The organism is Streptomyces sp. NPDC058697, assembly GCF_042715345.1.
In the GTDB taxonomy this organism is placed as follows: Bacteria; Actinomycetota; Actinomycetes; order Streptomycetales; family Streptomycetaceae; genus Streptomyces; species Streptomyces liliifuscus.
On the sequence record NZ_JBHXSU010000021.1, the window covers coordinates 47108 to 72385 of the forward strand.

Here is a 25278-nt window from a genome sequence, read left to right on the forward strand (position 1 = left end):
GACTCCCTCACTTCGCCTTTCCCACAAGGGGCTCCGGGACCGCGTGCGCTACTTCGCCGCGTTGGCCGCCTTCACCAGCGCGTCCTTGGTGACCGCGCCCGCGTAGACCTTGCCGTCGTCCGTGATGAGCGCGTTGACCAGGCGGGTCGAGAAGACCGTGCCCGAGCCGAACTTGCCGGTCACCTGGTCGCCCAGCGAGTCGAGGAAGCGGCCCGCGTCACCCGCGCCGGAGGCCTCCGACGGCAGGCCCTCGCCGCCGGTGTCGAACTGGGCTATCGAGCTCCAGCCCTCACCGATGACGTTCAGGCCCTGGAACTCCTTGTCCAGGTCCTCGCCGCCCTTGGGCTGCGCCCGGTCCGCCGGGCCCCCGGACTTCGCCTCGTCGCCCTCGGTGACCTTCGTGCCCTTGGGCGGGCTGAAGTCGAAGGTGGACGCGGCCGGCTTGGAGAAGTCGACCTTGGTGAAGCCCGCGTCGATGACGGCCGCGCCGCCGCTCGCCGGGGTCAGCGTGAACTTCAGGGGCAGACCGGTCTTCGAGTCCACCGCGATGGAGATGGCGCCGACCGTCGAGCCGGACGCCTTGGGCTTGATCAGCAGCTTGTAGGCGTCACGGCCCGCGACCTGCACCGTGCCGTCGACCGTCACGGATGTGGTGTCGTCGGCCGCCTTCAGTGCCTCGTCGGCGAGCTCCTTGGGCGTGGCCGGCACGTCCTCGGACTTGCCCTTCTTCTCCTTCTCGGCGGCGCCGGAGGAGTCCTTCACGTGGTACGCCTCGTTCGAAGCGCTGTCGTACGCCCACACCTCGTCGCCGTTGTGGATCACGCTGTACTCGGCGGCCTTGTCGAGCAGTGAGAGCTTCTGCTTGTCCTCGCCGTCGGACGCGACCCGCAACGTGTGTGTGCCGGAGGCCAGTTCGAGCAGCTTGGACGACGGGTCCGCGGAGGAACCCGAGTCGTCGCCGCCTGAGCCCATTCCGCCGCCGAGGCTGTTCTCCAGGCCGCCGAGGTTCGGCAGGCCGAGGTCCGTGCTGATCTTCACCGTGCCGGACAGCTGCTGTACGTCCGACGCCGCGATCTTCTCGATGAGCTGCTGGGCGGTGATGTCCGGCAGGTCCGGGTCACCGGAGCCGGCGAACGCCGGGACGAGCCCGATGGTCGCCGCCGCCACCCCCAGCACCGCGACGGGGACGACGTACCGAGCGGCTTTGCGTCGGCCGGTGCGCAGGTCCTCGTTCGTGTTGTCGTCGGATTCGTACGGTGCCATGTGTGCCCTACCTCCGTTGTCGGCGGCTGATGCACTCGTCCACCCCTGGCCGCCATTGTCACCCGAACTCCTGTGAAGTGGTGTGTCCAATCTGACCAAAACGGCCGGCGGAAAGCGTCAGACCTCGGAGCCAACTCCGTGTACACCTGCGGTATGACATGGGTGGACGGCGCCTCCCCCGACCCGTAGGGGTCGTGCGGGGAAGACGCCGTCCGTGTATCTCGCCGGAGCCGGATGAAACCCGGTCAGATCCGGGTGGATCACTGCCTGATCCCGGGTGGATCACTTTCCGATCCCGGGTGGACGGCCTCCCGACCTGGGTGGACGGCCTCCCGATCCGGGTGGCTGGCCTCCCGATCCGGCGGATCAGCCGGTGGTCAGCGGGCTGTTCACCGGTTCACGAACACGTAGTCCGCCCCGTACGGAACTCCCACGATCTTGCCCACCTTGCAGGACCCGGCCGGAGCCACTCCGCCCACGGTGTTCAGCCGCAGGATCTCCGCGGTGCCCGCGAGCAGCCCCCGGTGCTTGCCGGACTGCGTGGCCCTGAGGTCCAGTTCGGGGATGTTCTTGTCGCCGTTCGCGGTCTTGGAGATCAGCGCGCCGGTGACGGCGCTGCGATCGGCCGCGATCCACTGCGGAGTACCCGAGTTGGGCTTCACGAACGAGTGGGCGATGGGACCGCCGAGCACGGCGGCCACGTCACGCTGGGCGAAGGACGTGGTGCCGTCGGCCGCCTTCTTGCACTCGTAGATCTGCTTGCCCTTGATGACGGACGCCTGGAAGTTGTTCAGCGCGTGCCGGAAGTCGAAGTTCGTCGTGACCTTGTGGAACTGGCCGCGGACGGCTCCGCCCGGGAACTCGGCGGTGTGCAGATTGGCGTAGAAGCTGCCCGGGTCGGCCTTCAACTGCCCGAGCAAGGCGGTGTCCTTGACCTTGACCGTGCCGGTGACCGTGCGACCCTTGGCGTTGTCCAGCAGCTTGGTGAAGTCGACCTTGATACCGCCGTTGACCCCCTTGGCGCCCTGGTGGATGTGGAGCAGGGTCGGCTTGCCGGTGCCGCGCCACTTGACGGCGACGGACACCTTGTCGCCCTTGACCTTGACGAACTGGAGCGCCGCGCCGTCCTTGTCACCGACGGCGGGGCCGCCCTGCACCGGCACCTCGTTGGCGCCGTTCAGGCTCGCGGCGAGGATGGTGCCGCCGCTGCCGCCGGCGAGAGCGCCGCTCTGCACCTCGATGGACTTGTCCCCGTGCCCCGAGTGACCCGGGCTCGCGCTCGCACTGGCACTGGCACTGGCACCCTTGCCGGAGCTCCCGCTGTCGGCGACCGCCGGGATGACGGCGGCGGCGACTCCGGCCGCGGTGGCCACCGCGACGCCGGTCATGACGAGCTTCTTACGACGCTGCGCGAACGTAACGATTGTCCCCATGATTCTTTTTTCTCCCCGTAGTTCCGCTGACGCCCCCTGCGTCAGCTTCTATGGGGGACTACGGACCGGATCCGAAATTGGACTCGTTCCAGGTCTGTGACCTGCGTCACACATAGCGAAGATCTTGGCGAAACGCCCGAAGGGATCTTGGAAAAACGGAGAGACGCGCAGGTCAGCCCGCCCGGTGGACCACCGCGTCGCACAGCTCCACCAGTGCCGCCTTCGCGTCGCACTCCGGGAGTGGCGCCAGCGTGGCGCGGGCGTCCTCCGCGTATCGCACGGTGTCGCGGCGGGCCTGGTCCAGGGCGGGGTGCACCCGCAGCCTGGCCAGCGCCTCGGCGTGCCGCGCGTCGTCGGACAGGTCCGAGGCGAGCAGTTCCGACAGCGCGATGTCCTCGGCGAGCCCCAGCCGCTCCACGCGCTCGCGCAGTCGCAGCACGGGCATCGTCGGGATGCCCTCGCGCAGGTCGGTGCCCGGCGTCTTGCCGGACTCGCGCGAGTCACTGGCGATGTCCAGCACGTCGTCGGCGAGCTGGAAGGCGACGCCGAGCCGCTCGCCGTACTGCGTCAGCACGTCGACGACCGTCTCGTCGGCGCCCGACATCATCGCGCCGAACCGTCCCGCCACGGCGATCAGCGAGCCGGTCTTGCCGCTGAGCACGTCCATGTAGTGGTCGATCGGGTCGCGCCCGTCGCGCGGCCCCGCCGTTTCCAGGATCTGGCCGGTGACCAGCCTCTCGAACGCCTCCGCCTGGATGCGTACGGCCTCGGGGCCGAGGTCGGCCAGTATGTGAGAGGCCCGCGCGAAGAGGAAGTCGCCGGTGAGGACCGCCACCGAGTTGCCCCAGCGGCTGTTGGCGCTGGGCACTCCGCGGCGCACGTCCGCCTCGTCCATCACGTCGTCGTGGTACAGCGTGGCGAGGTGGGTCAGCTCGACGACCACGGCCGAGGGCACGACACCCGGCGCGTACGGGTCGCCGAACTGTGCGGCGAGCGTCACGAGCAGCGGCCGGAACCGCTTGCCGCCGGCGCGCACGAGGTGCTGCGCGGCCTCCGTGATGAACGGGACCTCGCTCTTGGTGGCCTCGAGCAGTCCCTCCTCGACAGCCGCCAATCCGGCCTGGACATCGGCTTCGAGAGCCTGGTCCCGCACGCTCAGCCCGAACGGCCCGACGACGGTCACGAGGGTCTCCTGTCTGCTGACGCTCTCAGCGGCGGTCTCTGGATGCTCTGAGTGTTCCGGGTGCTGCCGGTGCTGCGGATGTTGTGGGTGTTTGTCGATGTGTCGCTGCTGGCACTCAAGTCAGCGTATCCGGTCGCGTTTCGATCGCAGTGAGCGCCCGCCCGTCACCTGCCGCCACCCTGCCTGACACGCTCCACCTGCCCCCTTTTGCCCCCCGCTCCCAGCCGGGCGGTATCCGATCACGGAAGGTATGTTCTTGATCTGCCGATACAACTGATACATCCGGTACAGGCGACACATGCGGTACGTCCTGAAAGCGAGCCATTTTTCAGGAAGTGATGCTTCTTGTCCCGCGACACGATCGAATCCGACCCTGATCCGGAGCCCGATCCGGGGCCCGGTGGCCCGCCCTCGGACCCCGCCGACGACCATGCCTTCCTCGGTCAGCCCCGGGGCCTGCTCACCCTCTCGGGCCTGGAGGTCTGGGAGCGGTTCTCGTTCCTGGGGATGCAGGCGATCCTCGTCCTGTACTTCGCGGACACGGTGGCGCACGGCGGCATGGGCATGTCCGCCGGAACGGCCGCGTCCGTCTCGGCCGCGTACGGGACGCTGGTCTATCTGGTCTCGGTGGCCGGCGGCTGGCTGGCCGACCGCATCCTCGGCTCGTACCGGGCGGTCCTGTGGGGCGGTGTCCTGATCGCCTGCGGCCACTACGCGATGGCGGTGCCCACCGCGGCCATGACCTGGGCGGGGCTCGGCCTGATCAGCGCGGGCACGGGCCTGCTGAAGCCGAACGTCGCCACCATGGTCGGCAAGCTCTACCGCACGGACGACGACCGCCGCGACGCCGGTTTCGCCGTGTACTACATGGCGATCAACATCGGCGCCTTCGCGGGCCCGCTGATCACCGGCTGGCTCGGCGACCACCAGGGCTGGCACTGGGGCTTCTCGGCGGCCGCGGTCGGTATGACCTTCGGTCTGATCCAGTACGTCGCGGGCCGCCGTCACCTGGCCGGGCGCAGGAACGCGGCCGAGTTCGCGCTGCCGCCGGCGTCCATGCGCAGGGCCGTCCGGCTGATCGTCCTCGGCCTCCTGGCCGTGGCCGCCCTCGCGGTCCTGCTGGCCGCCGCCGGATGGCTGACCATGGGCCGCTTCGTGGACCTGCTGACCCTGATCTCGGTGATCGCGCCGGTGGTCTACTTCGCGGTGATGTTCAGGAGTCCCCGGGTGACCCCCGAGGAACGGGGCCGGCTGCGCCCGTACATCGTGCTGTTCCTGTCCTCGACGGTCTTCAACTTCATCCTCTTCCAGGCGTACTCGACGATGATCCTGCTGGCCGCGTCGAACGCAGAGACGACGATCCTCGGCTTCGACTTCCCCGCCGGCTGGTACGCGTCCGCCCTGGGCGCCTTCGAGGTGGCGCTCGCCCCGGTCGTGGCCGCGCTGTGGGTGCGGATGGGGCACAGCCAGCCGCACGCCTCCAACAAGATCGCGTTCGGGGTCGTGCTCGGAGGCCTGTCCTTCCTCCTGATGGTGCTGCCGACCTCGGGCCACGACAACGACGACTACCTGATGTCGGCCTGGTGGATCGTCGGCTCGTACCTGCTGCTGGGGCTCGGCGACATCCTCCTGGAGACCTCCGGCATGTCGGCCACCACCAAGCTCGCCCCGCGGGCCTTCGCCAGCCAGACGATGTCCCTCTGGTTCCTCTCGCTGGCCCTCGCCAACGGCATCCAGGCCCAGACCGTGAAGCTCTACGACGACGTCTCCAAGCCCGCCTACTTCGGCGTCAACGGCGCGATCGCGGTCGCCGCGGGCCTGCTCGTGATCGCCGCCGCGCCCTGGCTGCGCCGCACGATGCACCCGGTCCACTGAGACCCCACAGGCCCTGGAGGTCACCGCCATGCGCATCCGTACGTCCTTCCCCTACGAGACGACTCACGAGGACCTCCGCGTTCCCCTCCCGGACGGAACCAAGCTCTACGCGCGCGTGTGGCGCCCGCTCACCGACGAACCCGTACCGGCCCTGCTCGAATACCTGCCCTACCGCCTGACCGACTGGACGGCCCCGCGCGACTGGCAGCGCCACCCCTGGTACGCGGGGCACGGCTATGCCTCCGTACGCGTGGACATCCGGGGGCACGGCAACTCCGAGGGCATGCCCGGCGACGAGTACTCGGCGACGGAGCTGGCCGACGGGGTCGAGGTCGTCAACTGGCTCGCCGCCCAGCCCTGGTGCTCCGGAAAGGTCGGCATGTTCGGCATCTCCTGGGGCGGTTTCAACTCCCTCCAGATCGCGGCCCTCGCGCCCGAGCCGCTCAAGGCGGTCGTCACGGTCTGCTCGACGGACGACCGCTATGACAACGACGTGCACTACATGGGTGGTTCCGTGCTCGCCGTCGACATGCACGCGTGGGCGGCGACCATGCTCGCGTTCGTCTCCCGCCCGCCGGATCCGGTGTACGCGGGCGAGGTCTGGCGCGACCTGTGGGTCAAACGGCTGGAGACCGTCGATCCGTTCCTGCACACCTGGCTGGCGCACCAGACGAGGGACGACCACTGGCGCCGGGGCAGCGTGTGCGAGGACTACCCGGCGGTCCGGGCGGCGGTGCTCGCGGTCGGCGGCTGGCACGACCCGTACCGGGACACGGTCCTGCGCCTGGTGGAACACCTCCCGGCGGACCGCGTACGGGGGATCGTCGGGCCGTGGTCGCACCAGTACCCCGACCGGGGGCTGCCGCCCGGCCCGGCGATCGGCTTCCTCCAGGAGACGCTGCGCTGGTGGGACCACTGGCTCAAGGGCACGGAGACCGGGATCATGTCCGAGCCGCTCCTGCGCTCGTACGTCAGCGACTCCCACCCGCCCGCCACGGTGTACCCGACGCTGCCGGGCCGCTGGGTCGGCGATCCGGCCTGGCCCTCTCCCCTGGTGGCCCCGGTCACGTACGCCCTCAGGGGCGAGCCCGTGGTGGTGCGGTCCCCCCAGCACACGGGGGTCGACGCCGGCCGTTTCTTCCCCTTCGGCAACGACGCGGACCTGCCGCCCGACCAGCGGGACGAGGACGGAAGGTCGGCGTGCTTCGACTTCGAGGTCCCGGAGGAGATCTGGGTACTGGGCCGCCCGCGCGTGCGCCTGAGGCTCACCACGGAGGCGACGCGAGGACAAGTAGTGGCACGAATCTGCGACGTGGCCCCCGACAGCTCCTCGACCCTCGTCACCCGAGGCGTCCTGAACCTGTCAGCCCGTCATGGCCGTGACCAGGTGGTCCCCTGGAAACCGGGCTCTACGGAGGATGTGGTTCTCGACCTGAACGCCATCGGCCACGCCTTCCCTCCGGGCCATCGCGTCCGGCTCGCCGTCTCCTCCGCGTACTGGCCGTGGATCTGGCCCCAGCCGGGTTCGGAGGCGGGCTTCACCCTCACCCCTTCGGCCAGCGTGCTGGAACTCCCGCTCCGCGCACAGCAGTCGGACCCGTCCATCTCCTTCGAGGAGCCGGAGCAGGCGGAGCCCATGGGGGTCAACTTCCCCGCGACACTGGACGAGCCGCGCCCCGAGCGCCTTGTCGTCCGCGATGTCGCCAAGGGCGAGTGGCGCCTGGAGGTGGACCCGCGGTACGGAGGCACCCGGGTGTATCCCGACGGCCTCGAATTCACCGAGGAGGCCCTGGACACGTACACGATCGTCGAGTCGGACCCGCTGTCGGCGCGCGCCCGCTCGGACTGGTTCGTCCGGCTGCACCGACCGGACCTTCCGTGGGATGCGAGCGTCGAGGCACACTCCGAAACCACCTGCGACGAGGCCGACTTCATCACCTCGAACGAGGTGATCTGCAAGGACGGTGACGAGGTCGTGTTCCACCGCACCTGGGAGAAAAGGATTCCGCGGACCGCGGGGTGAACTCGTACGCTCCCCGTATGACGGCGAACGCGTATGGGCGAACGCGTATGGGCGCCCCCACGACCGCAAGCACGTGTGTAGGCACCCCATGACCACGTATGCCTATGTGGGCCCCGAAGACATAAGGAAGGCCGTACGGCCCGGCGGAGGCGGCGCCCGGATCCGGACCCCGGACGAGCTCGACGCGTTTCTGTCCGCCCGCCCCGCCGACGAGCTCGCCGAGCCGTTCACCTTCGTCGTCGACGCCTCCATGACCCTGCGCCTGGCTCCGCGCCGCTCCGAACACGTGGCCTGCGCGGACGGGAAACCGGTGCGCGCCGCAGGGGAGTTGGGCTTCGCGCGGACCTCGTCCGGCTGGGCGGTCGCGTACGCGAGCAACCAGTCCACCGGCTACTGCCCCGACCCCGAGTCGTGGCGGTCGCTCGCGGCGGCCCTCACCCGCACGGGCATCGACCGCGCCGACGACCACCCCGGCGGCTACACCCACCCGATCACCTACCGCCGCTGCCCGTCCTGCGCCGAGTGGAACTCCGTACAGGACGCCCACTTCGTCTGCGCCCTCTGCGACGCCGACCTTCCTGCCGACCACCGCACCGGCCCGACGGACCTCGCGCTCCTCGCCGACGAGGAGGGCAATTCGGTCAGGATCACGGTCCTCGGCCGCCACCCGCGCATGGTGGCAGGTCTCGCGGCCGAGATCGTCGTGGAGACGCCCTTCGTCCGCGGCCGGCTCGAACTCTCTCTGTGGCGCCGCCGACTTGAAACCTGGGGGCACGCCCTGGACGCCGCATTGCACCGCGGCGAGGACATCGCGTGGATGACGGTGGAGCGAGGCCCGTCGATTTCCATTCGGCTCACAGGAGAACGGGATTGCCCCGAGGTGATCGTGGAGGACGTCACGATTTCCATGGCCACCGTGTGCGTCCCCGTCGATCTTCCCGGGAACTGGATCGACAGCCATCTGGAGAAACTGCGTGACGTACTGACCCTCTGGAACCCGGAAGACTGAACTCTCCGCGGATCCTCGAAGAGCGGCGAGAACGTTTCCGGACAAGTAGTCCCTTATGCCGACCGGGCGGACATCCCGACTCCGCCCGACTTGCCCATATTACGCACGGGACGCACTTAATTCCCCACCTGCGCCAGTGAATTGGGTCACGTCCGCCCGGGGCCGCCAATTTGCCGAGCCAGTCGATTCACCTTTGCTCAAAGCAAGTTGAACTTCACCTTCCGAATGGATCAAGAATTCCCATCCGTCCCGAACAGGCAAATGGCCTCGCGATGTGAATTCTGGGCTTGTTCACGGCATGTGCTCTCGCATACGTTCACGTCACTCCGGATGGACCGCCTAATCCTGCCGCCGCCCGGAGATCCCAACCACCCATTCACTCGCGTACGGCAGGAGCGGGGGACCCAGGTAGGCCGCCGGTCCGGATTCCGGAACGGCTCGGGGTGAAGCCGCGTGCAGCATGCGGCCGGGCAGCTCCCGCCCGAACCCGACAGCTCACCTCGCAGGCGCCGGAGAGGAAACGCGCCATGGCCGCACGAGGCAAGCACCGCCGTCCCAGAATGACCACCCTCGCCCGTGGCATCGTCGCCGCGGGAACCGGCGGAGCCGCGCTCGCGCTCCCCATCGTGGGGGCGACCGGCGCCCACGCCGCACAGCCGACGCAGGCCGTGCAGGCCCCCAAGGTCGCACCGGCCGCGGTCCCGCAAGTCTCGCTCGTCACGTACAAGGTGGCCGCGGGCGACACCCTGACCAAGATCGCCAAGAAGCACTCCACGAGTGGCGGCTGGCAGAAGCTGTACAAGGCCAACCGCGCGGTCATCGGCAACGACCCGGCGGTCATCCGCCCGGGCCTCAAGCTGACGGTCGGCACGAAAAACACCCAAACCGCAGCAAAGACGGCAACTGCCTCCAAGGCGACCACCGCGTCCGCTGCCACTCCCGCCGCCGCGAAGACGTACACGAACGACCTCGACGGCTGGATCAAGGAGTCGCTGGACATCATGGCCCAGCAGGGAATCCCGGGGTCGTACGACGGCATCTACCGCAATGTCATGCGCGAGTCGTCGGGCAACCCGCAGGCCATGAACAACTGGGACTCCAACGCCGCGGCCGGTACGCCGTCGAAGGGGCTCCTCCAGACCATCGACCCGACCTTCAACGCCTACCACGTGGCCGGCACCTCGATGGACCCCTTCGACCCGGTCGCCAACATCACGGCGGCGTGCAACTACGCCGCCGCGAGGTACGGCTCGATCGACAACGTCTTCGGGGCCTACTGAGCGGGCCGGCAGCGAACAGGCCGCCGGTACCGGGCGGACTGGTACCGGGCGGACCGGTACCGGGCGGACCGGTACCGCGAACCCGTACCGGGCGAACCTGTACCGGGCGGGCCCGCGACGAGGGGAACCGACCTCTCCGCGGGCCCGCCCGGTGCCGCGCCTTCTCGGCGACGCGGAACTAGGGCCGCGGCCCGAAGAGCCGCTCCAGCACCACCGCGATCCCGTCGTCCTCGTTCGACAGGGTCACCTCGTCGGCCACCGCCTGGAGTTCGGGGTGGGCGTTGGCCATCGCGACGCCGTGGGCCGCCCAGTCGAACATCGGGATGTCGTTGGGCATGTCACCGAAGGCGATCGTTGTGGCGGGGGTGAGGCCGAGGTGTTCGGCCGCCAGGGCGAGCCCCGTCGCCTTGGTCACGCCACATGGCTGGAGTTCGACTGTGCCGGGGCCCGACATCGTGACCGTGGCGAGGGAACCGACCGCTCCGCGGGCCGCGGACGCCAACTCGTCGTCGGACAGCAGGGGATGGCGCAGCAGCACCTTGCTGATGGGTTCCGTCCAGAGGTCGTCGCGGCGCAGGACACGTACCGCGGGGAGCGTCGGGTGCGGCATCTCGTACCCCGGCTCGATGAGCGTGAGTCCGTCGACCCCGTCCTGGTCGACCGCGGCGTACACGTCCCCGACCTCCGCCTCGATCTTGCCGAGCGCCGTCTCGGCCAGCTCGCGGTCGAGGGTGACCGACCACACCATGCGCTCGGCGCCGGCGTCGTACAGCTGCGCCCCCTGACCGCACACCGCCAGTCCCTGGCTGCCCAGTTCGTCCAGCAGGGGGCGTACGCGTGGTGCCGGGCGCCCCGTCACCACGAGGTGCCTGGCACCTCTCCCGATTGCCATCGCCAGCGCGGCGCGTGACCGGTCCGAAAGGGTGTCGTCGCCTCGCAACAACGTCCCGTCCAGGTCAGTGGCGATGAGTGAATATGCGATCGGTGCGGCCATGATCAGAGAATACGGATCGAACGCCCCAACGACTCGACGGGAACCGGACGTCGTCCGGTATCTCGTCAGGCACAGGGGTCCTCGGGGACACCATCCGTCGGCCGCCGGAAGGCAATTCGCAGTCGAGGAAGAGCAGTTGCCCATGCCCCGCCTGCTCCCCCGCCCCCGGTCAACAGGCCCGACGCTCGTCCCCGGGTCCCGCATCCCTGTACCCGACCCCGTCCCGTAGTCGCGGCTCGCGCCCGAACTTCACGCCGCCCCACGGCTTCGGCGGCGCATTGATGCGTACGCGCACGAAGCGGAGGTTCCGTTCAGCCGCGCGCCCCCACCAGATGCCGGACCAGCCGCGGTGAGGCGAACTCCGTCCCGCACACGAACCGCATCACGGGCCCGTACGAAGCCGCCGCCGGCAGCCCCGTGAAGTACAGCCCGGGTACGGAGGACCGGAACCCGGCGCCCAGCTTCGGTGTCCCCCGGCTCACCGCCAGCTCCGTACGCAGTTCGTGCCCGAGGAAGTCCATCGCGGCGAGGTCGACGCGGTATCCGGTCGCGGCAACGACGTGGTCCGCGGAGAGTTCCTCGACGCGCCCGTCGAGGTTCTGGACGGTGAGGGACGGGTGGCCGCCCGCCGATCCGGAGCGGACGATCCGCGACACCTCGCTCACCCGCACCTTCCCCTCGAACCGCTCCCGCAGCCACCAGGCGCCGAGAGGGCCCAGCACACGGCGGACGAGGAAGTGCCGGGCCTGCGGCGGCAGATGGCGGTACGGGTGGGGGTAGTAGCTGAGTGCCCACAGCGACCAGGCCCGGCCGAAGGGCGACTCGGGGCGCAGCCGCGGCTGCGCCCAGGGGGGCGCTCCGAAGGCGACCGATCCCTTGCCGCGCGCCACCACGCGCACCTGCGCGCCGGCCTCCGCCGCGAGCGCCGCCGTCTCCAGGGCGGACTGGCCCGCGCCCACGACGATCAGCTCCTTGCCGGAGAACCGGGACAGGTCGTGGAGCTGCGAGCTGTGCGAGACGGGCCCCGTGGGGCTCGGTCCGTCGGGTGCGGCCGCGGCCAGCTCGGGCGGCAGATGCGCCAGCCCGGACAGCCCGGTCGCGACGACGACCGCCCGCGCGGTGAACAACTCCCCGGAGTCCAGCTTGAGTTCAAAGCCCCCCGAGTCGCGCCGACCGTCCCCTGGGCCACTCCGTTGACCGCTCCGCCCGGCGTCCCCCTGACCGCCGCGCCGGTCGACCGAGACGACCCGCACCCGCTCCAGGTCCGGCACGAGCTTCTGCCGGAACCACTCCCCGTAGGCGACGAACGTCTCGACCGGGACGATGTCCTCGTCCGTGACGAGTCGGCGGATGCCGGCCGCGTCGCAGTAGTCGACGAGGTCGTGCCCGCGCTGCGGGGCGTCGATGTTCGAGGCGGCCGGGGTCGACTTCAGAAGCATCCCCTCAGGCATGTGAGCGCGCCAGCTCACCATGGGCTCACCGAACACCCGTACCGGAATGCCGCGCGCTCGCAGATGCGCGGCGGTGGACAGGCCGAAGGGCCCGGCACCGATCACTGCCACCGGCTCCATCACGAAGTCCCCTCCCCAGGACGCTGCTTCGTCATACGTACTGCTCGTTCGTGGTCGGACGGGCACTCAGCCCGCGGTCGCGCGGGCACTGCGGCGGTTGGTCCGCCACAGCTGGTACATGTGCTTCACTCCGGGCCGTACGAAGCGCGCGAGCATGGTGAAGAACGGCCGCAGGTCGTCCGCCGCCAGCCACGCCAGCTCCGTGCCGCTCGCGTGGGCGGGGGCGTGCGGTGTCGTGTAGCCGCTGCGGCGGTACGCGAGCAGGGCGGGCAGGTCGATGTTCTCCACGATGTAGCGCCGGCCCGCGAGCTGTTCCCCCTCCGGAACGGTGCGGCCGGTCAGGTCCAGATGCATGGCGCGGACGACATCGATCCCCGACTCGTTCTCGAACAGCCGGAACTGCGCGCCCATCCGCGGGTTGAAGTCGAGCAGTTTGTACCGGCCGTCGCGCCGGTCGAAGCGCAGGTCGAGGTCGATGACGCCGCTGAAGCCGATCTGTTTGATGAAACGTGCGGCGATGTCCGCTAGTTCCGGATTGTCGACCACGTACGCGTTCGCCGTCATCCCCGCGTGCGGCGGCCAGGAGCGGACCTTGACGCCGGTGAACATCGCGAGCGGCGTCGAGTCCGCGTCGAAGTACGCGTGCACGATCCAGTCCTCGGCGTCCTCCCTGGGCAGATACTCCTGGAGGATCACCCCGGGGTGCTCGCCCCAGCCACGCGCGAGCGCGAGCAGACCCTCTCGGGTCTCGATACGGGTCGTCCCGTTCACGGCCGGTCGCGCGCGGCGCACGAAGGCCTCGCGGTTCTTGGCCACGAGCGGGAAGACCGCCTTCGCGGCGAAGTCCTCGATCTCCTCGTACGACTCCGGGCAGGCGGACTCCGGGCTGGGTATGCCGTGCTCCAGGCAGAGTTCGTGCAGGCCCTGCTTGCTGGCGAGGCGGCGCGGAAGGCCGGCGTCCACTCCAGGAAACAGGAAGCGGTCCGCGAGCTCCGCCTGGTGCTCGGCGATCAGCACCGCGGCCTCCTCGTCGGTCGGGATCAGCACGGTGGGCCGGCCGATCCGGCGCCCGACGCGCAGCAGTCCCTCGACGAGCCGCTCCGTCCGCTCCGTCCCCGTGGTCGGCCAGACGAACGCCTGCCGCAGGTGCCGCGAGGCCGCGGCGGGTGTGTATCGGTCCTCCGTGATCGCGTACATCGGTACGCCCAGGCGTCCGAGGCTGCGGATCGCGCCCACTCCGCCGTGGTGCAGCGGGTAGTCGCCGAACTTCACGATCAGGCCCGGCACTTCCCGGTCCAGGTCGAAAGGCACGTCGAATGGCATGCCTGCGGAGCTTCTGGCCACGGGTCCCCCCACGTGTCCCCCTACGGACGCGGATCCAACTCGCCCGTGTCCCCCGAATGGACGCTAAGCCGGAATCAACCACTCCGACCCGGGCCCGAATCGGACATTGCGAACTCTTGCGAACCCTTTAGAACGGACATTGCGAACCCTTTAGACACTGCCCAAGAAGGGCAACTCCCCCGTAACGTGTGCCCCACCCACACGGAAAGCGAGGCAGCACCCCATGCCCCCCTTCGATGTCCCCGAGGGCGATCCCTTCGGCCCGCACAATCTTCCGTACGGCGTGTTCTCCCTTGGCGGGCCCGACAGCGGGTCCGACGGCGCGTCCAACGGCGGGTCCAACAGCGACTCCGGCCGGCGGAGCGTGGGCGTTCGGCTGGGCGACCACGTGCTGGACGCGGGGGCCGCGGCCGTGGAACTCGGCTCCCCGTACGCCGCGCTGCTCGCCCGTCCCTCGCTGAACCCACTGCTCGCGGCGGGCCGCACGGCTTGGTCGGACGTGCGGCGCGCGATCACGGCGTGGGTGACGGTGCCGGCGCACCGCGAGACGATCGCGCCCCTGCTGCACCCGCTCTCCGAGGTGACGCTCCACCTCCCCTTCGAGGTCGCCGACTACGTCGACTTCTACGCTTCCGAGAACCACGCCCGTAACGTCGGCCAGATCTTCCGCCCCGACGCCGAGGACTCCCTCACCCCCAACTGGAAGCATCTGCCGATCGGTTACCACGGCAGGTCGGGCACCGTGGTCGTCTCCGGGACCGAGGTCGTACGCCCCTCGGGCCAGCGCAAGGGCCCGGCCGACCCGGCGCCGGTCTTCGGGCCGTCCGTCAGGCTGGACATCGAGGCGGAGGTCGGCTTCGTGGTCGGCACGCCCTCGCCGATGGGCACGGCCGTCCCGCTGAGCGACTTCCGCGATCACGTCTTCGGGCTCTGCCTCCTCAACGACTGGTCCGCACGCGACCTCCAGGCCTGGGAGTACGTCCCCCTCGGCCCGTTCCTCGGCAAGTCCTTCGCCACCTCGGTGTCGGCCTGGATCACCCCGCTCGACGCCCTGGACGACGCCAGGGTCGCGCCCCCGGCACGTACGCATCCGCTGCTGCCGTATCTGGACGACACCGACGGCGCCTCCGAGGACCCCGGCGGCTACGACCTGCGCATCTCCGTCGCCGTCAACGGTCATGTCGTCTCCGAGCCGCCCTTCTCGACCATGTACTGGACGGCCGCCCAGCAGCTGGCCCACATGACGGTGAACGGCGCGTCGCTGCGTACGGGCGATCTGTACGGGTCGGGCACGGTGAGCGGGGCCTCGGACGACGAGCGGGGCTCGCTCCTGGAGCTGACCTGGAACGGGCGGGACACCCTCGAACTGCCGGACGGCAAGCGGACGTTCCTGGAGGACGGGGACACGGTGACGCTGACCGCGTGGGCTCCGGGGCCGCATGGCACGCGGGTGGGTCTTGGCGAGGTGAGCGGGCGGGTGGCGGCGGGGGCGTAGCTGTCCGGCCGCGGGTGCGGCCAGCCGCGTCGGTGTTCGCTGACGCGGGGTTGTTTTGACCTGCGGGTCGGTGGGGGCTTGTCGCGCAGTTCCCCGCGCCCCTTAAGGGGCGCCTGCCGAGGCGGTTCTTTACGGGGCGGCGTGCTCCGGGGATGTGCCCTTCCCGGTGGCGCCCGCAGTGGCAGATCTTGTCGGGTCCACGGAGAAACCGCAGGTCATCCGCTCGGCCGGTGGAGCCGCTGGTGGCGCAACACTGTGGCAACACCACATCCCTTACCCCGTCGGTATGGTCCGTCGCATGCCCACCGAACGCATCCGTGACCACGCCGGCCAGGGCGCGACCACCGTCGCCGCCCGCCGGCGGCGGCTGCGCGCGGACCGGGCCAGGCAACTCGCCGACCTGCTGCGCCACCAGGTGCTGGCGGGCGGCTTCCCGCACGGCACGCTGCCGCACGAGGCGGCCATCGGCGCCGACTACCGGGCCTCGCGCAACACCGTGCGCCAGGCCCTCGACCTGCTGCGGGCCGAGGGTCTGGTGGAACGGCAGCCCGGTGTCGGCACGGTCGTCGTCGCCGAGAAGTATCCGCACGGGCTCGACCGGCTGATGGGACTCGCGGAGACCCTGCGCGAACACGGCCGGGTCAGCAACGAGGTCCGCACCGCGGGTCCGGTCGCCGCACCGGCCCCGGTCGCCGAACGGCTGCGGGTGCCCGTCGGCGCCGACGTCCTCTACATCGAGCGGCTGCGACGGCTGAACGGCCTCCCGCTCTCCCTCGACCTCACCTACATCCCACTCGACCTCGGCACCGCCCTGCTCGGCGCCGACCTGGAGAACACCGACGTCTTCCGCCTCCTGGAAGGCATCACCGGGCAGCCGCTCGGGCACGCCGAGATCACCCTGGAGGCCGTCAACGCCGACGCGCACTCCGCGACAGTTCTGCAGGCCCCGCGCGGCTCGGCCGTCCTGATGTTGGAGCGCCTCACCCACCTCGCCGACGGCCGGCCCGTCGACCTGGAGTTCATCCGCTTCCGCGGCGACCGCATCACGATGAGCGGTCCGCTGCGCCGCTCGCTCTGACTCCTCCGCCCTCTTTCCCGTATCTGCGGGACCTCCCTGGAGACAGCCATGCCCTTGGCGCCCCAGCGGGCCGACGTGCCCGTGACCATCGACGAGTCGAAGTGCATCGACGGCTGCACGCTCTGTGTGGACATGTGCCCGCTGGACTCCCTCGCCATCGACGAGAGCAACGGCAAGGCCTACATGCACGTCGACGAGTGCTGGTACTGCGGCCCGTGCGCGGCCCGCTGCCCCACCGGAGCCGTGACGGTCAACATGCCCTATCTGCTCCGGTGAGAGGCGCGGACTCCCATGAAACACACGGCCCCGAACCATACGGCCCTGAAACGCACGGCCCTGAAACGCACCGCGGCTGCCACGCTCGGAGGCGTCCTCCTGCTCCCCCTGACCGGCTGCGGCGGTGACGCCGAGGCCGGGTCCGGCTCCACGGTCACCGTCACGGTCGGCTACCAGTCCAAGACCATCAACACCGTCACCGCGGGCACCCTGCTCCGCTCCCTCGGCTCCTTCGAGCAGCAGCTGAGCGCCCTCCACGACGGCCACACCTACAAGGTGAACTGGCAGGACTACGCGACCGGCGCCCCCATCACCGCGCAGATGACCGCCGGGAAGATCGACATCGGCTCGATGGGCGACTTCCCGCTGCTGATCAACGCGGCCCGCGGCAAGCAGCTGGGCCGCCCCACCCACCTCGTCTCCGTCACCGGCTACAACCTGCGCGGCGGCCTCAACACCGTCGTCACCGCGCCGGACTCGAAGCTCGACTCCCTCGATGACCTGCGCGGCAAGAAGGTCTCGACGAGCATCGGCTCGGCGGCCGACGGCACCCTCGTACGGGCCCTGCAGCGCGCCGGAATCGACCCGGACAAGGGCATCGAGAAGCTCAACCAGCAGCCCGCGGTGGGTGCTTCGGCACTCTCGGCGGGCAGCACCGACGCACTCTCGCAGTTCGTCGCGTGGCCGGGCCTGCTCGCCTTCCAGGGCAAGGCGAAGGCCCTGTACGACGGCGCCGAACTGGACCTGCCGACCTTCCACGGGGTCACCGCCCGCGAGGACTTCGCGAAGAAACGCCCCGCCGTACTGGAGGCGTTCCTCAAGGCCCAGGCGGAGGCGACGGACTACCTCCACGACCACCCGGTGGCCGCGGCGGAGAAGGTCGCGAAGGCGACCGGGCTGCCCGCCGAGGTCGTGTACCTCTACAACGGCGCACACGGCATCGCCACCTTCGACCCGGCGATCAAGCCGAAGCTCGTCTCCGCCCTCAAGGAGGACGTCTCGATCCTCAAGGCGGCGAAGCTGACCGGGGACGTGGACGTGGACTCCTTCGTCGACGACCAGTACGTCAGGAAGGCCCTCGGCCCGGACTACGCCGAGCGCCTGGCCTCGGCGCCCGCACCGGCCGCGAGCGAGGTATGGCCCAAGGGCGCCGCCGAGACCCGCACTTTCAAGTCGCCCGCCGAACTGCTGGGTTACGTCGCGAAGCACAAGGACGGGATCCGCGCGGCCTACGTCCCCGACGCCACCACCGGCACCCCGTGGTTCGCCGACAAGGCGGTCTGGGTGGCCGACGGTGACGAGCTGCTGCCCTTCGTCGCCCCGGCGACCGCGAAGGCGTACATCGCCGAACACGCGGGCGCCCGCGTCATCACGTACGCCGACGCACTGGAGCGGGCGTCGTGACCCGGTACGTACTGAGGGCGGCCTCACTGGCGGCCGCCCTCGGTCTGTGGCAGCTGCTGACCAGCCTGAACGTCGACCTGTGGCTGCGTTTCTCGCAGTTCCCGACGGTCGCCGACGTGGCCCACGCCTTCGCCGACCGGGTGAGCGGCCCCGACTACTGGACCGATCTCACCGACAGCCTCACCCGGATCCTGTCCGGCTTCCTGCTCGCGGCCGTCCTGGGCGTGGCCACGGGTGTGCTCGTGGCCCGCTCCCGCCTCGCCGAGGACCTGCTGGGCCCGCTGCTGGAGGTCGTCCGCCCGATCCCGGCGATCGCCCTGGTCCCCGTCGCGATCCTCCTCTTCCCCTCCAACGAACAGGGCATCGTCTTCATCACCTTCACGGCCGCCTACTTCCCGGTCCTGGTCTCCACCCGGCACGCGGTTCGCGCGCTGACCCCCGCCTGGGAGGAGGCCGTACGCACCATGGGCGGCGGCCGGTGGCGGATCCTGGCCTCGGTGGTCCTGCCGGGCGCGCTGCCAGGCATCTTCGGCGGCCTGTCGGTCGGCATCGGCGTCTCGTGGATCTGTGTCATCTCCGCCGAGATGATCTCCGGCCAGTACGGCGTCGGTTACCGCACCTGGCAGGACTACACGGTCGTCGACTACCCCGGCGTCTTCGTCGGCATGGTCACGATCGGTGTGCTGGGCTGGCTCACCTCCACGGCCGTGGAACTCCTCGGCCGCCGGCTGACCCGCTGGCTCCCGCGCACGTCGTACGTCCCAGCGGCGCGCGCCAGAACACCGAAGCGCCCTCCGCACGCCGGTCACGCCCCCACCGCCGTCCGCACCGAGGAGGCGCGCGATGAGCACTTCGTCTGAGACCCGAACGTCCGCCGAGACGAAGGAGGTCGTGCGGGCACCCGCGCCCGTGCACGGCACCCGGCTCGTCCTCCGCGCCGCCACGCTCGGCCGTCCGGACGCCTCCGCGCTGGCCGACGTCGACCTGGATGTCGCCCCGGGCGAGATCCTCACCGTCGTCGGCCCCTCGGGCTGCGGCAAGTCGACGCTGCTGCGCACGCTTTCCGGGCTGCTGCCCGCCCTGGCCGGGACGGTGGAGCAGGACGGCCGACGGATCGAAGGACCGGCGGCGGATCGCGCCCTGGTCTTCCAGGAGGATGCCCTGCTCCCGTGGCGCACCCTGCGCGCCAACGTCGAACTGCCCCTGGCCATCCAGGGACTGCCGCGCGGCGAACGCAGGAGGCAGGCCGAGTCCTGGCTCGACCGGGTCGGACTCGCCGACCGGTCGACGCAGTTGCCGCATCGCGTCTCCGGGGGCCAGCGCCAGCGCGCGCAGTTGGCCCGCGCGCTCGCCCCACGCCCACGCGCCGCCCTGATGGACGAACCCTTCGGCGCCCTCGACGCCCAGACCCGGGCCGGCATGCAGGACCTGCTGGTGGAGGTGCTGCACGGCACGGGAGCGACCGTCGTCTTCGTCACCCACGACGTGGACGAGGCCCTGTTCCTCGGCGACCGCGTGGCGCTCCTCGGCTCCGGCCGCGTGACAGCCGTACGCGAGGTACCTCGGCCGCGCGACCGTGCGGCGCACGACGACCCCGCACGCGTGGCTCTGCGCCGCGAAGTCCTCACCTCTCTGAGCACGTGAAAGGCACCCTGGTGGACACCCCGGACACCCACGACACCCGTGGCTCCCTCTTGGAGATCCCCGCCCTCGGCGACGCCGAAGAGCTCTCCTGCGACGTCCTCGTCATCGGCGGCGGTACGGCCGGCACCATGGCGGCGCTGACCGCCGCCGAGCACGGGGCCGACGTGCTGCTGCTGGAGAAGGCGCACGTCCGGCACTCCGGCGCCCTCGCCATGGGCATGGACGGCGTCAACAACGCGGTCATCCCCGGCCGCGCCGAACCCGACGACTACGTCGCCGAGATCACCCGCGCCAACGACGGCATCGTCGACCAGTCCACCGTCCGCCAGACCGCCACCCGCGGCTTCGCCATGGTGCAGCGCCTGGAGTCGTACGGCGTGAAGTTCGAGAAGGACGAGCACGGCGAGTACGCGGTCCGCCAGGTCCACCGGTCCGGCTCGTACGTGCTGCCGATGCCCGAGGGCAAGGACGTCAAGAAGGTCCTCTACCGGCAGCTGCGGCGGCGCGAGATGCGCGAGCGGATCCGCATCGAGAACCGGGTGATGCCGGTACGCGTGCTGACGTCCCCCGAGGACGGGCGCGCCATCGGGGCGGCCGGCTTCAACACCCGCACGGGCCGGTTCGTGACGGTCCGCGCGGGCGGCGTGATCCTCGCGACCGGCGCCTGCGGCCGCCTCGGTCTGCCTGCCTCCGGCTACCTCTACGGGACCTACGAGAACCCCACCAACGCCGGTGACGGCTACGCCATGGCCTACCACGCGGGTGCCGAGCTCACCGGTATCGAGTGCTTCCAGATCAACCCGCTGATCAAGGACTACAACGGCCCCGCCTGCGCCTATGTCGCCAACCCCTTCGGCGGCTACCAGGTCAACCGGCACGGCGAACGCTTCGTCGACTCCGACTACTGGTCGGGCCAGATGATGGCGGAGTTCGCCGCGGAGGTGGCGAGCGACCGGGGGCCTGTGTACCTCAAGCTGAGCCACCTGCCCGAGGAGTCGATCTCCGCCCTGGAGTCGATCCTGCACTCCACCGAGCGGCCCACCCGCGGCACCTTCCACGCCGGCCGCGGTCACGACTACCGCACCCACGACGTCGAGATGCACATCTCCGAGATCGGCCTCTGCGGCGGCCACTCGGCCTCCGGCGTACGGGTCGACGACCACGCCCGTACGACCGTGCCGCGGCTGTACGCCGCCGGGGACCTGGCCTGCGTCCCGCACAACTACATGATCGGCGCGTTCGTCTTCGGTGACCTCGCGGGGGCGGACGCATCCCAGTACCGCGCCCACAAGGGCGAGTTGCCGGACGATCAGCTGCGCGAGGCGCACGAGTTGGTCTACCGCCCGCTGCGCAACCCGGAGGGGCCGCCCCAGCCCCAGGTCGAGTACAAACTCCGGCGCTTCGTGAACGACTACGTGGCGCCCCCCAAGTCCGGTGCCCGGCTGTCGCTCGCCGTCGAGTCCTTCGAGCGGATGCGCGCCGACATCTCCGAGATGGGCGGGCGCACTCCGCACGAGCTGATGCGGTGCGCCGAGGTCACCTTCATCCGCGACTGCGCGGAGATGGCGGCCCGTGCCTCGCTGGCCCGCACGGAGTCCCGCTGGGGTCTCTACCACGACCGCACGGACCATCCCGCGCGCGACGACGCCTCCTGGTTCCACCACCTCGACCTGCACAAGTCCCCCTCTGGTTCGATGGAGTTCACGGCTCGTCCCGTGGCTCCCTACGCCGTCCCCGTCGACGGCTTCGACCCGACCGGCGGCCCCTCCCGACACCTCGGCGAGGTCCACCCGGAGGGCGTGGCCACGGCGGGCGCACGGGACGCGGCCCCCGTGGCCGCGCGGCCGTCCACCGCCGCGGCCGTGAGTACCGGTCCCAACGACCACAGCGACAACACCGGCGGCGAGGGCACCAGCAGCGAAAGCGCCCGCGAGAACGCCTCACCCCGGCTGCTCGAACTCCTCGCCCTCGCCGAGGAGGAGCCCGAACTCACCACCGTCCAGCCCTACTTGACCGACCCCGAGCCCTCCGTCCGGCGAGCGGCGGTCAGCGTGCTCACCGAGACCACGCCCACCGGAACCGGTCCGGCACTGGCCGCCGCACTCGCCGACACCGACTCCGCCGTACGCGCCACCGCGGCGGCCTCGTTGCGTGAACTCGTCGAGACGTTCACCCCGGAACCGGCCCTGCGCGACCCGCTCGCAGGCGCCCTCGCGCAGCCCGACCCCGTCGTCCGCGCCGCCGCTCTCGATGTCCTGCGTGCCCTGCGGCTGGGCGACGCCGGCCTCTTCGCCCGCTCACTGGGCGACCCTGATATCTCCGTCCGTATCGAAGCGGTCCGTGCACTGGTCTCCGTCGACGCGGCCGACGAACTGGTCCGGGCGGCGGACGACACCTCCCGCGAGGTGCGGGTGACCGTGGCGAAGGCTTTGGCCACGGTCGGCGCGGACGCGGACCGCCGAAACGCGGCTGTCGCGGCGGGCGCGAGGGACCCGGCGGGCGGTGAGGCGGTCGCGGGCTCCGCTCCGGCGCCGGACGCCACGGCCACCGACCCCGACACCCACGCCGTGCTCGCCGCCCTCGACCGCCTCACCGAGGACACCGACGCCCTGGTCCGCGGCGCCGCCTTCGCGTCGCTGGCCGGCACGGGATGCCCGGCGTCGCTGGCCGAACGCGCCGTCCGTGCTCAGGCCGATCCCGCGTGGCAGGTCCGGGCCGGCGCAGCCACCGCGCTGTCCGCGGCTGACACCGAGGTGGCCGTACCGGCTCTCGCCAAGGCCCTGGCCGACCCGAACGCGGACGTCCGCAAGGCCGCCGTCCTGGCACTCGTCCGCCATACGCAGCCAACGGCGTTCGGCGAGCACTACGCACTCCCGGAAGGCGGGTCAGGCCGGGACGCCGGGACAGCCGGGGACGCTTCGCTCACCTCCACCGCGACGGCCGTCGCCGCAGCGCGCGAGGCCCTCTCCACGGCCGCGACCGACTCCGACGCCGACGTCAGGGCGTACGCGTCACGCGCTCTGTGACACGCACACGGTGCCCAGGCCGAAGAGCTGGGGCGCAGCCCCGCTCTTCAGGGGCGCGGGGAACTGCGCGACCAGCCCCCACCGACCCGCACCTATATCCAGTCCTCCGGCTCCGGCTCAGCTTCCATCTCGGGCCAGTACAACCCGGGGTCACCGTCACTCCGAGGCGCCGGGACAGCCCCCTCACCGCTCCCCGAACCCTCCGCTCGCCCAGAGCCGGAGCCTGAACCGGAGCCCGAAGCGGAACCGGAGCCCGAGCCCGAGCCGGAACTAGAACCGGAGCCCGAACCGGAAGGCCGCTCCAAGGAGGCAAGCACCCCGATCACACCCTCCCCGTACGTCACGAGCTTCTTCTCGCCGATCCCGCTGATCCCGCCCAGCTCCGCCACGGAGCCGGGCCAGATCGTGGCGATCTCCCGCAGCGTGGCGTCGTGGAAGATGACGTACGCCGGGACGCCCTGCTCCTTGGCCTGACCGGCACGCCAGGCGCGCAGGGCCTCGAAGGCGGGGAGCAGATCGGGAGAGAGCTCGGCCGCCGCGGCCGCCGCCTTGGCCTTGCGCTCGCTGCGACCGGAGCCGGACGAGGAGGACGAGGAACGGGAAGCCACCGGCTTCGGCGGCTCCTTGCGCAGCGGCACCTCCCGCTCGCGCCGCAGCACGGTCCCGCTCGCCTCGGTCAGCACCAGCGTGCCGTACTCGCCCTCGACCGCGAGGAGCCCCTGGGCCAGCAACTGCCGGACGACACCGCGCCATTCACCCTCGGCCAGGTCCTCACCGATGCCGAACACGGACAGCTGGTCGTGGTCGAACTGGATGACCTTGGCACTCCTGCGCCCGAGCAGGATGTCGACGATCTGGAGCGCCCCGAACTTCTGCCCCCGTTCGCGCTGCAGCCGCACCACGGTGGACAGCACCTTCTGGGCCGCGACCGTGCCGTCCCAGGTCTCGGGCGGGACCAGGCACGTGTCGCAGTTCCCGCAAGCCGGGGCCTCCGGGTCCTGGCCGAAGTAGGCGAGCAGCTGGCCGCGCCGGCACTGGGCGGTCTCGCACAGCGCGAGCATCGCTTCGAGATGCGCGGCCGCCCGGCGCCGGAACGCCTCGTCGCCCTCGCTCGACTGGATCATCTTGCGCTGCTGTATGACGTCGTTCAGGCCGTAGGCCATCCATGCCGTGGACGGCAGTCCGTCGCGGCCGGCGCGGCCCGTCTCCTGGTAGTAGCCCTCGACCGACTTCGGCAGGTCGAGGTGGGCGACGAACCGGACGTCCGGCTTGTCGATCCCCATGCCGAAGGCGATGGTCGCGCACACCACCAGCCCGTCCTCGCGCAGGAACCGCGACTGGTGGGCGGCGCGCGTGCCGGAGTCCAGCCCCGCGTGGTACGGCACCGCCGCGATGCCGTTGCGGGCGAGGAACTCGGCCGTCTTCTCGACCGAGTTGCGCGACAGGCAGTAGACGATGCCCGCGTCGCCCGCGTGCTCCTCCTTCAGGAAGGACAGGAGCTGCTTCTTCGGGTCTGCCTTCGGCACGATCCGGTACTGGATGTTGGGCCGGTCGAAGCTCGCCACGAAGTGACGGGCGTCCGGCATGCCCAGGCGCTGGGTGATCTCCTTGTGGGTGGCGTCCGTGGCCGTCGCGGTCAGCGCGATCCGCGGTACGTCGGGCCAGCGCTCGCCCAGCAGGGAGAGCGAGAGGTAGTCGGGGCGGAAGTCGTGGCCCCACTGGGAGACGCAGTGCGCCTCGTCGATCGCGAAGACGGAGATCTTTCCGCGCTTGAGGAGGTCGAGCGTGGACTCCAGGCGCAGCCGCTCGGGCGCGAGGTAGATCAGGTCGAGCTCGCCCGCGAGGAACTCGGCCTCGACGGTGCGCCGCTCGTCGAAGTCCTGCGTGGAGTTCATGAACCCGGCGCGCACGCCGAGCGCCCGCAGCGCGTCCACCTGGTCCTGCATCAGCGCGATGAGGGGTGAGACCACCACGCCCGTGCCCGGTCTGACCAGGGCCGGAATCTGGTAGCAGAGCGACTTTCCGCCGCCCGTGGGCATGAGGACGACCGCGTCCCCGCCGCTCACCACATGCTCGATGACGGCTTCCTGCTCGCCTCGGAAGGTCTCGTAACCGAAGACCCGGTGGAGCGTGCCGAGCGCTTCGCTCTCCGCCACCTCTGTCATCACACCCGTCCCGCCCATCGTCCCGTCCCCCGTACGTCGTGCCTCGACCACTGCCTCCACGATAGGGGTCCGCACCGACAGCCTCAGAGTTATCCACAGGCTGCGACGGAGTATCTGCGCAACGCGCCCGCCGACGCGCCCAAAAACACCTCCGCCACGCCCCGGAAAACACTTCGGGCCCCGGCTCCCAACGGAAGCCGAGGCCCGAAGAACCA

General features: G+C 70.6%; 18 protein-coding genes and 1 riboswitch. Of the genes, 11 read left to right on the top strand and 7 right to left on the bottom strand.

The window, feature by feature from the left end:
* Nucleotides 1–48: 48 nt before the first annotated feature.
* The 3 genes from ACFWXQ_RS35540 to ACFWXQ_RS35550 form a co-directional block, all read right to left on the bottom strand.
* Nucleotides 49–1263, bottom strand: a complete 1215-nt coding sequence (locus ACFWXQ_RS35540) for an outer membrane lipoprotein carrier protein LolA (protein ID WP_383935814.1) — start codon at nt 1261–1263, stop codon at nt 49–51.
* A 389-nt stretch (nt 1264–1652) separates the two neighbouring features.
* Nucleotides 1653–2696, bottom strand: a complete 1044-nt coding sequence (locus ACFWXQ_RS35545) for a CHRD domain-containing protein (protein WP_383935816.1) — start codon at nt 2694–2696, stop codon at nt 1653–1655.
* Between the two features lie 172 nt (nt 2697–2868).
* Nucleotides 2869–3879: a polyprenyl synthetase family protein gene (locus ACFWXQ_RS35550; RefSeq protein ID WP_200397676.1), complete on the bottom strand. Its 1011-nt coding sequence runs from the start codon at nt 3877–3879 to the stop codon at nt 2869–2871.
* A gap of 345 nt (nt 3880–4224) precedes the next feature.
* On the opposite strand from ACFWXQ_RS35550, the gene ACFWXQ_RS35555 reads away from it, so the two are divergent.
* From ACFWXQ_RS35555 to ACFWXQ_RS35570, 4 genes are all read left to right on the top strand, one after another.
* Nucleotides 4225–5754, top strand: coding sequence for a peptide MFS transporter (locus ACFWXQ_RS35555; protein WP_383935817.1), 1530 nt, complete (start codon nt 4225–4227; stop codon nt 5752–5754).
* A gap of 28 nt (nt 5755–5782) precedes the next feature.
* Nucleotides 5783–7777, top strand: coding sequence for a CocE/NonD family hydrolase (locus ACFWXQ_RS35560; protein ID WP_383935819.1), 1995 nt, complete (start codon nt 5783–5785; stop codon nt 7775–7777).
* An 88-nt stretch (nt 7778–7865) separates the two neighbouring features.
* Entirely contained in the window at nt 7866–8786 is a 921-nt protein-coding gene (locus ACFWXQ_RS35565) for a DUF5959 family protein (protein WP_383935821.1), read from the top strand.
* Between the two features lie 359 nt (nt 8787–9145).
* Nucleotides 9146–9308, top strand: a riboswitch (cyclic di-AMP (ydaO/yuaA leader).
* Nucleotides 9309–9313: 5 nt separating this feature from the next.
* Nucleotides 9314–10066: a transglycosylase SLT domain-containing protein gene (locus ACFWXQ_RS35570; RefSeq protein WP_383935823.1), complete on the top strand. Its 753-nt coding sequence runs from the start codon at nt 9314–9316 to the stop codon at nt 10064–10066.
* A gap of 178 nt (nt 10067–10244) precedes the next feature.
* On the opposite strand, the gene ACFWXQ_RS35575 is transcribed toward ACFWXQ_RS35570, so the two are convergent.
* The 3 genes from ACFWXQ_RS35575 to ACFWXQ_RS35585 form a co-directional block, all read right to left on the bottom strand.
* Nucleotides 10245–11060, bottom strand: a complete 816-nt coding sequence (locus ACFWXQ_RS35575) for an HAD family hydrolase (RefSeq protein ID WP_383935825.1) — start codon at nt 11058–11060, stop codon at nt 10245–10247.
* Nucleotides 11061–11371: 311 nt separating this feature from the next.
* A complete protein-coding gene (locus ACFWXQ_RS35580; protein WP_383935826.1) occupies nt 11372–12634 on the bottom strand; it encodes an FAD-dependent oxidoreductase in 1263 nt (420 codons plus the stop codon).
* Between the two features lie 63 nt (nt 12635–12697).
* A complete protein-coding gene (locus ACFWXQ_RS35585; protein ID WP_383935828.1) occupies nt 12698–13954 on the bottom strand; it encodes an ATP-grasp domain-containing protein in 1257 nt (418 codons plus the stop codon).
* 244 nt (nt 13955–14198) lie between these two features.
* Here ACFWXQ_RS35585 and fahA point away from each other — a divergent pair, with 244 nt between their 5' ends.
* From fahA to ACFWXQ_RS35620, 7 genes are all read left to right on the top strand, one after another.
* Complete coding sequence (gene fahA, locus ACFWXQ_RS35590) at nt 14199–15470, top strand: fumarylacetoacetase (protein ID WP_383935830.1); 1272 nt, start codon at nt 14199–14201, stop codon at nt 15468–15470.
* A gap of 298 nt (nt 15471–15768) precedes the next feature.
* Entirely contained in the window at nt 15769–16548 is a 780-nt protein-coding gene (locus ACFWXQ_RS35595; RefSeq protein ID WP_383935832.1) for a GntR family transcriptional regulator, read from the top strand.
* A 48-nt stretch (nt 16549–16596) separates the two neighbouring features.
* Nucleotides 16597–16824 carry a ferredoxin family protein gene (locus ACFWXQ_RS35600; RefSeq protein ID WP_010986276.1) on the top strand — a complete coding sequence of 76 codons (228 nt, stop codon included), beginning with the start codon at nt 16597–16599 and terminating at the stop codon, nt 16822–16824.
* A gap of 15 nt (nt 16825–16839) precedes the next feature.
* Entirely contained in the window at nt 16840–18228 is a 1389-nt protein-coding gene (locus ACFWXQ_RS35605) for an ABC transporter substrate-binding protein (RefSeq protein ID WP_383935834.1), read from the top strand.
* Nucleotides 18225–19088, top strand: coding sequence for an ABC transporter permease (locus tag ACFWXQ_RS35610; protein ID WP_383935835.1), 864 nt, complete (start codon nt 18225–18227; stop codon nt 19086–19088). The genes ACFWXQ_RS35605 and ACFWXQ_RS35610 overlap by 4 nt, the downstream gene beginning before the upstream one ends.
* Nucleotides 19072–19872: an ABC transporter ATP-binding protein gene (locus tag ACFWXQ_RS35615; RefSeq protein ID WP_383935837.1), complete on the top strand. Its 801-nt coding sequence runs from the start codon at nt 19072–19074 to the stop codon at nt 19870–19872. The genes ACFWXQ_RS35610 and ACFWXQ_RS35615 overlap by 17 nt, the downstream gene beginning before the upstream one ends.
* The gene (locus ACFWXQ_RS35620; protein WP_383935839.1) at nt 19869–22898 is read left to right on the top strand and encodes a fumarate reductase/succinate dehydrogenase flavoprotein subunit; all 3030 of its coding nucleotides are present in this window, start codon (nt 19869–19871) and stop codon (nt 22896–22898) included. Before ACFWXQ_RS35615 ends, ACFWXQ_RS35620 begins: the two co-directional genes overlap by 4 nt.
* A gap of 92 nt (nt 22899–22990) precedes the next feature.
* Here ACFWXQ_RS35620 and recQ read toward each other — a convergent pair whose 3' ends face one another.
* Entirely contained in the window at nt 22991–25081 is a 2091-nt protein-coding gene (gene recQ / locus ACFWXQ_RS35625) for a DNA helicase RecQ (RefSeq protein ID WP_383935966.1), read from the bottom strand.
* Between the last annotated feature and the right edge of the window lie 197 nt (nt 25082–25278).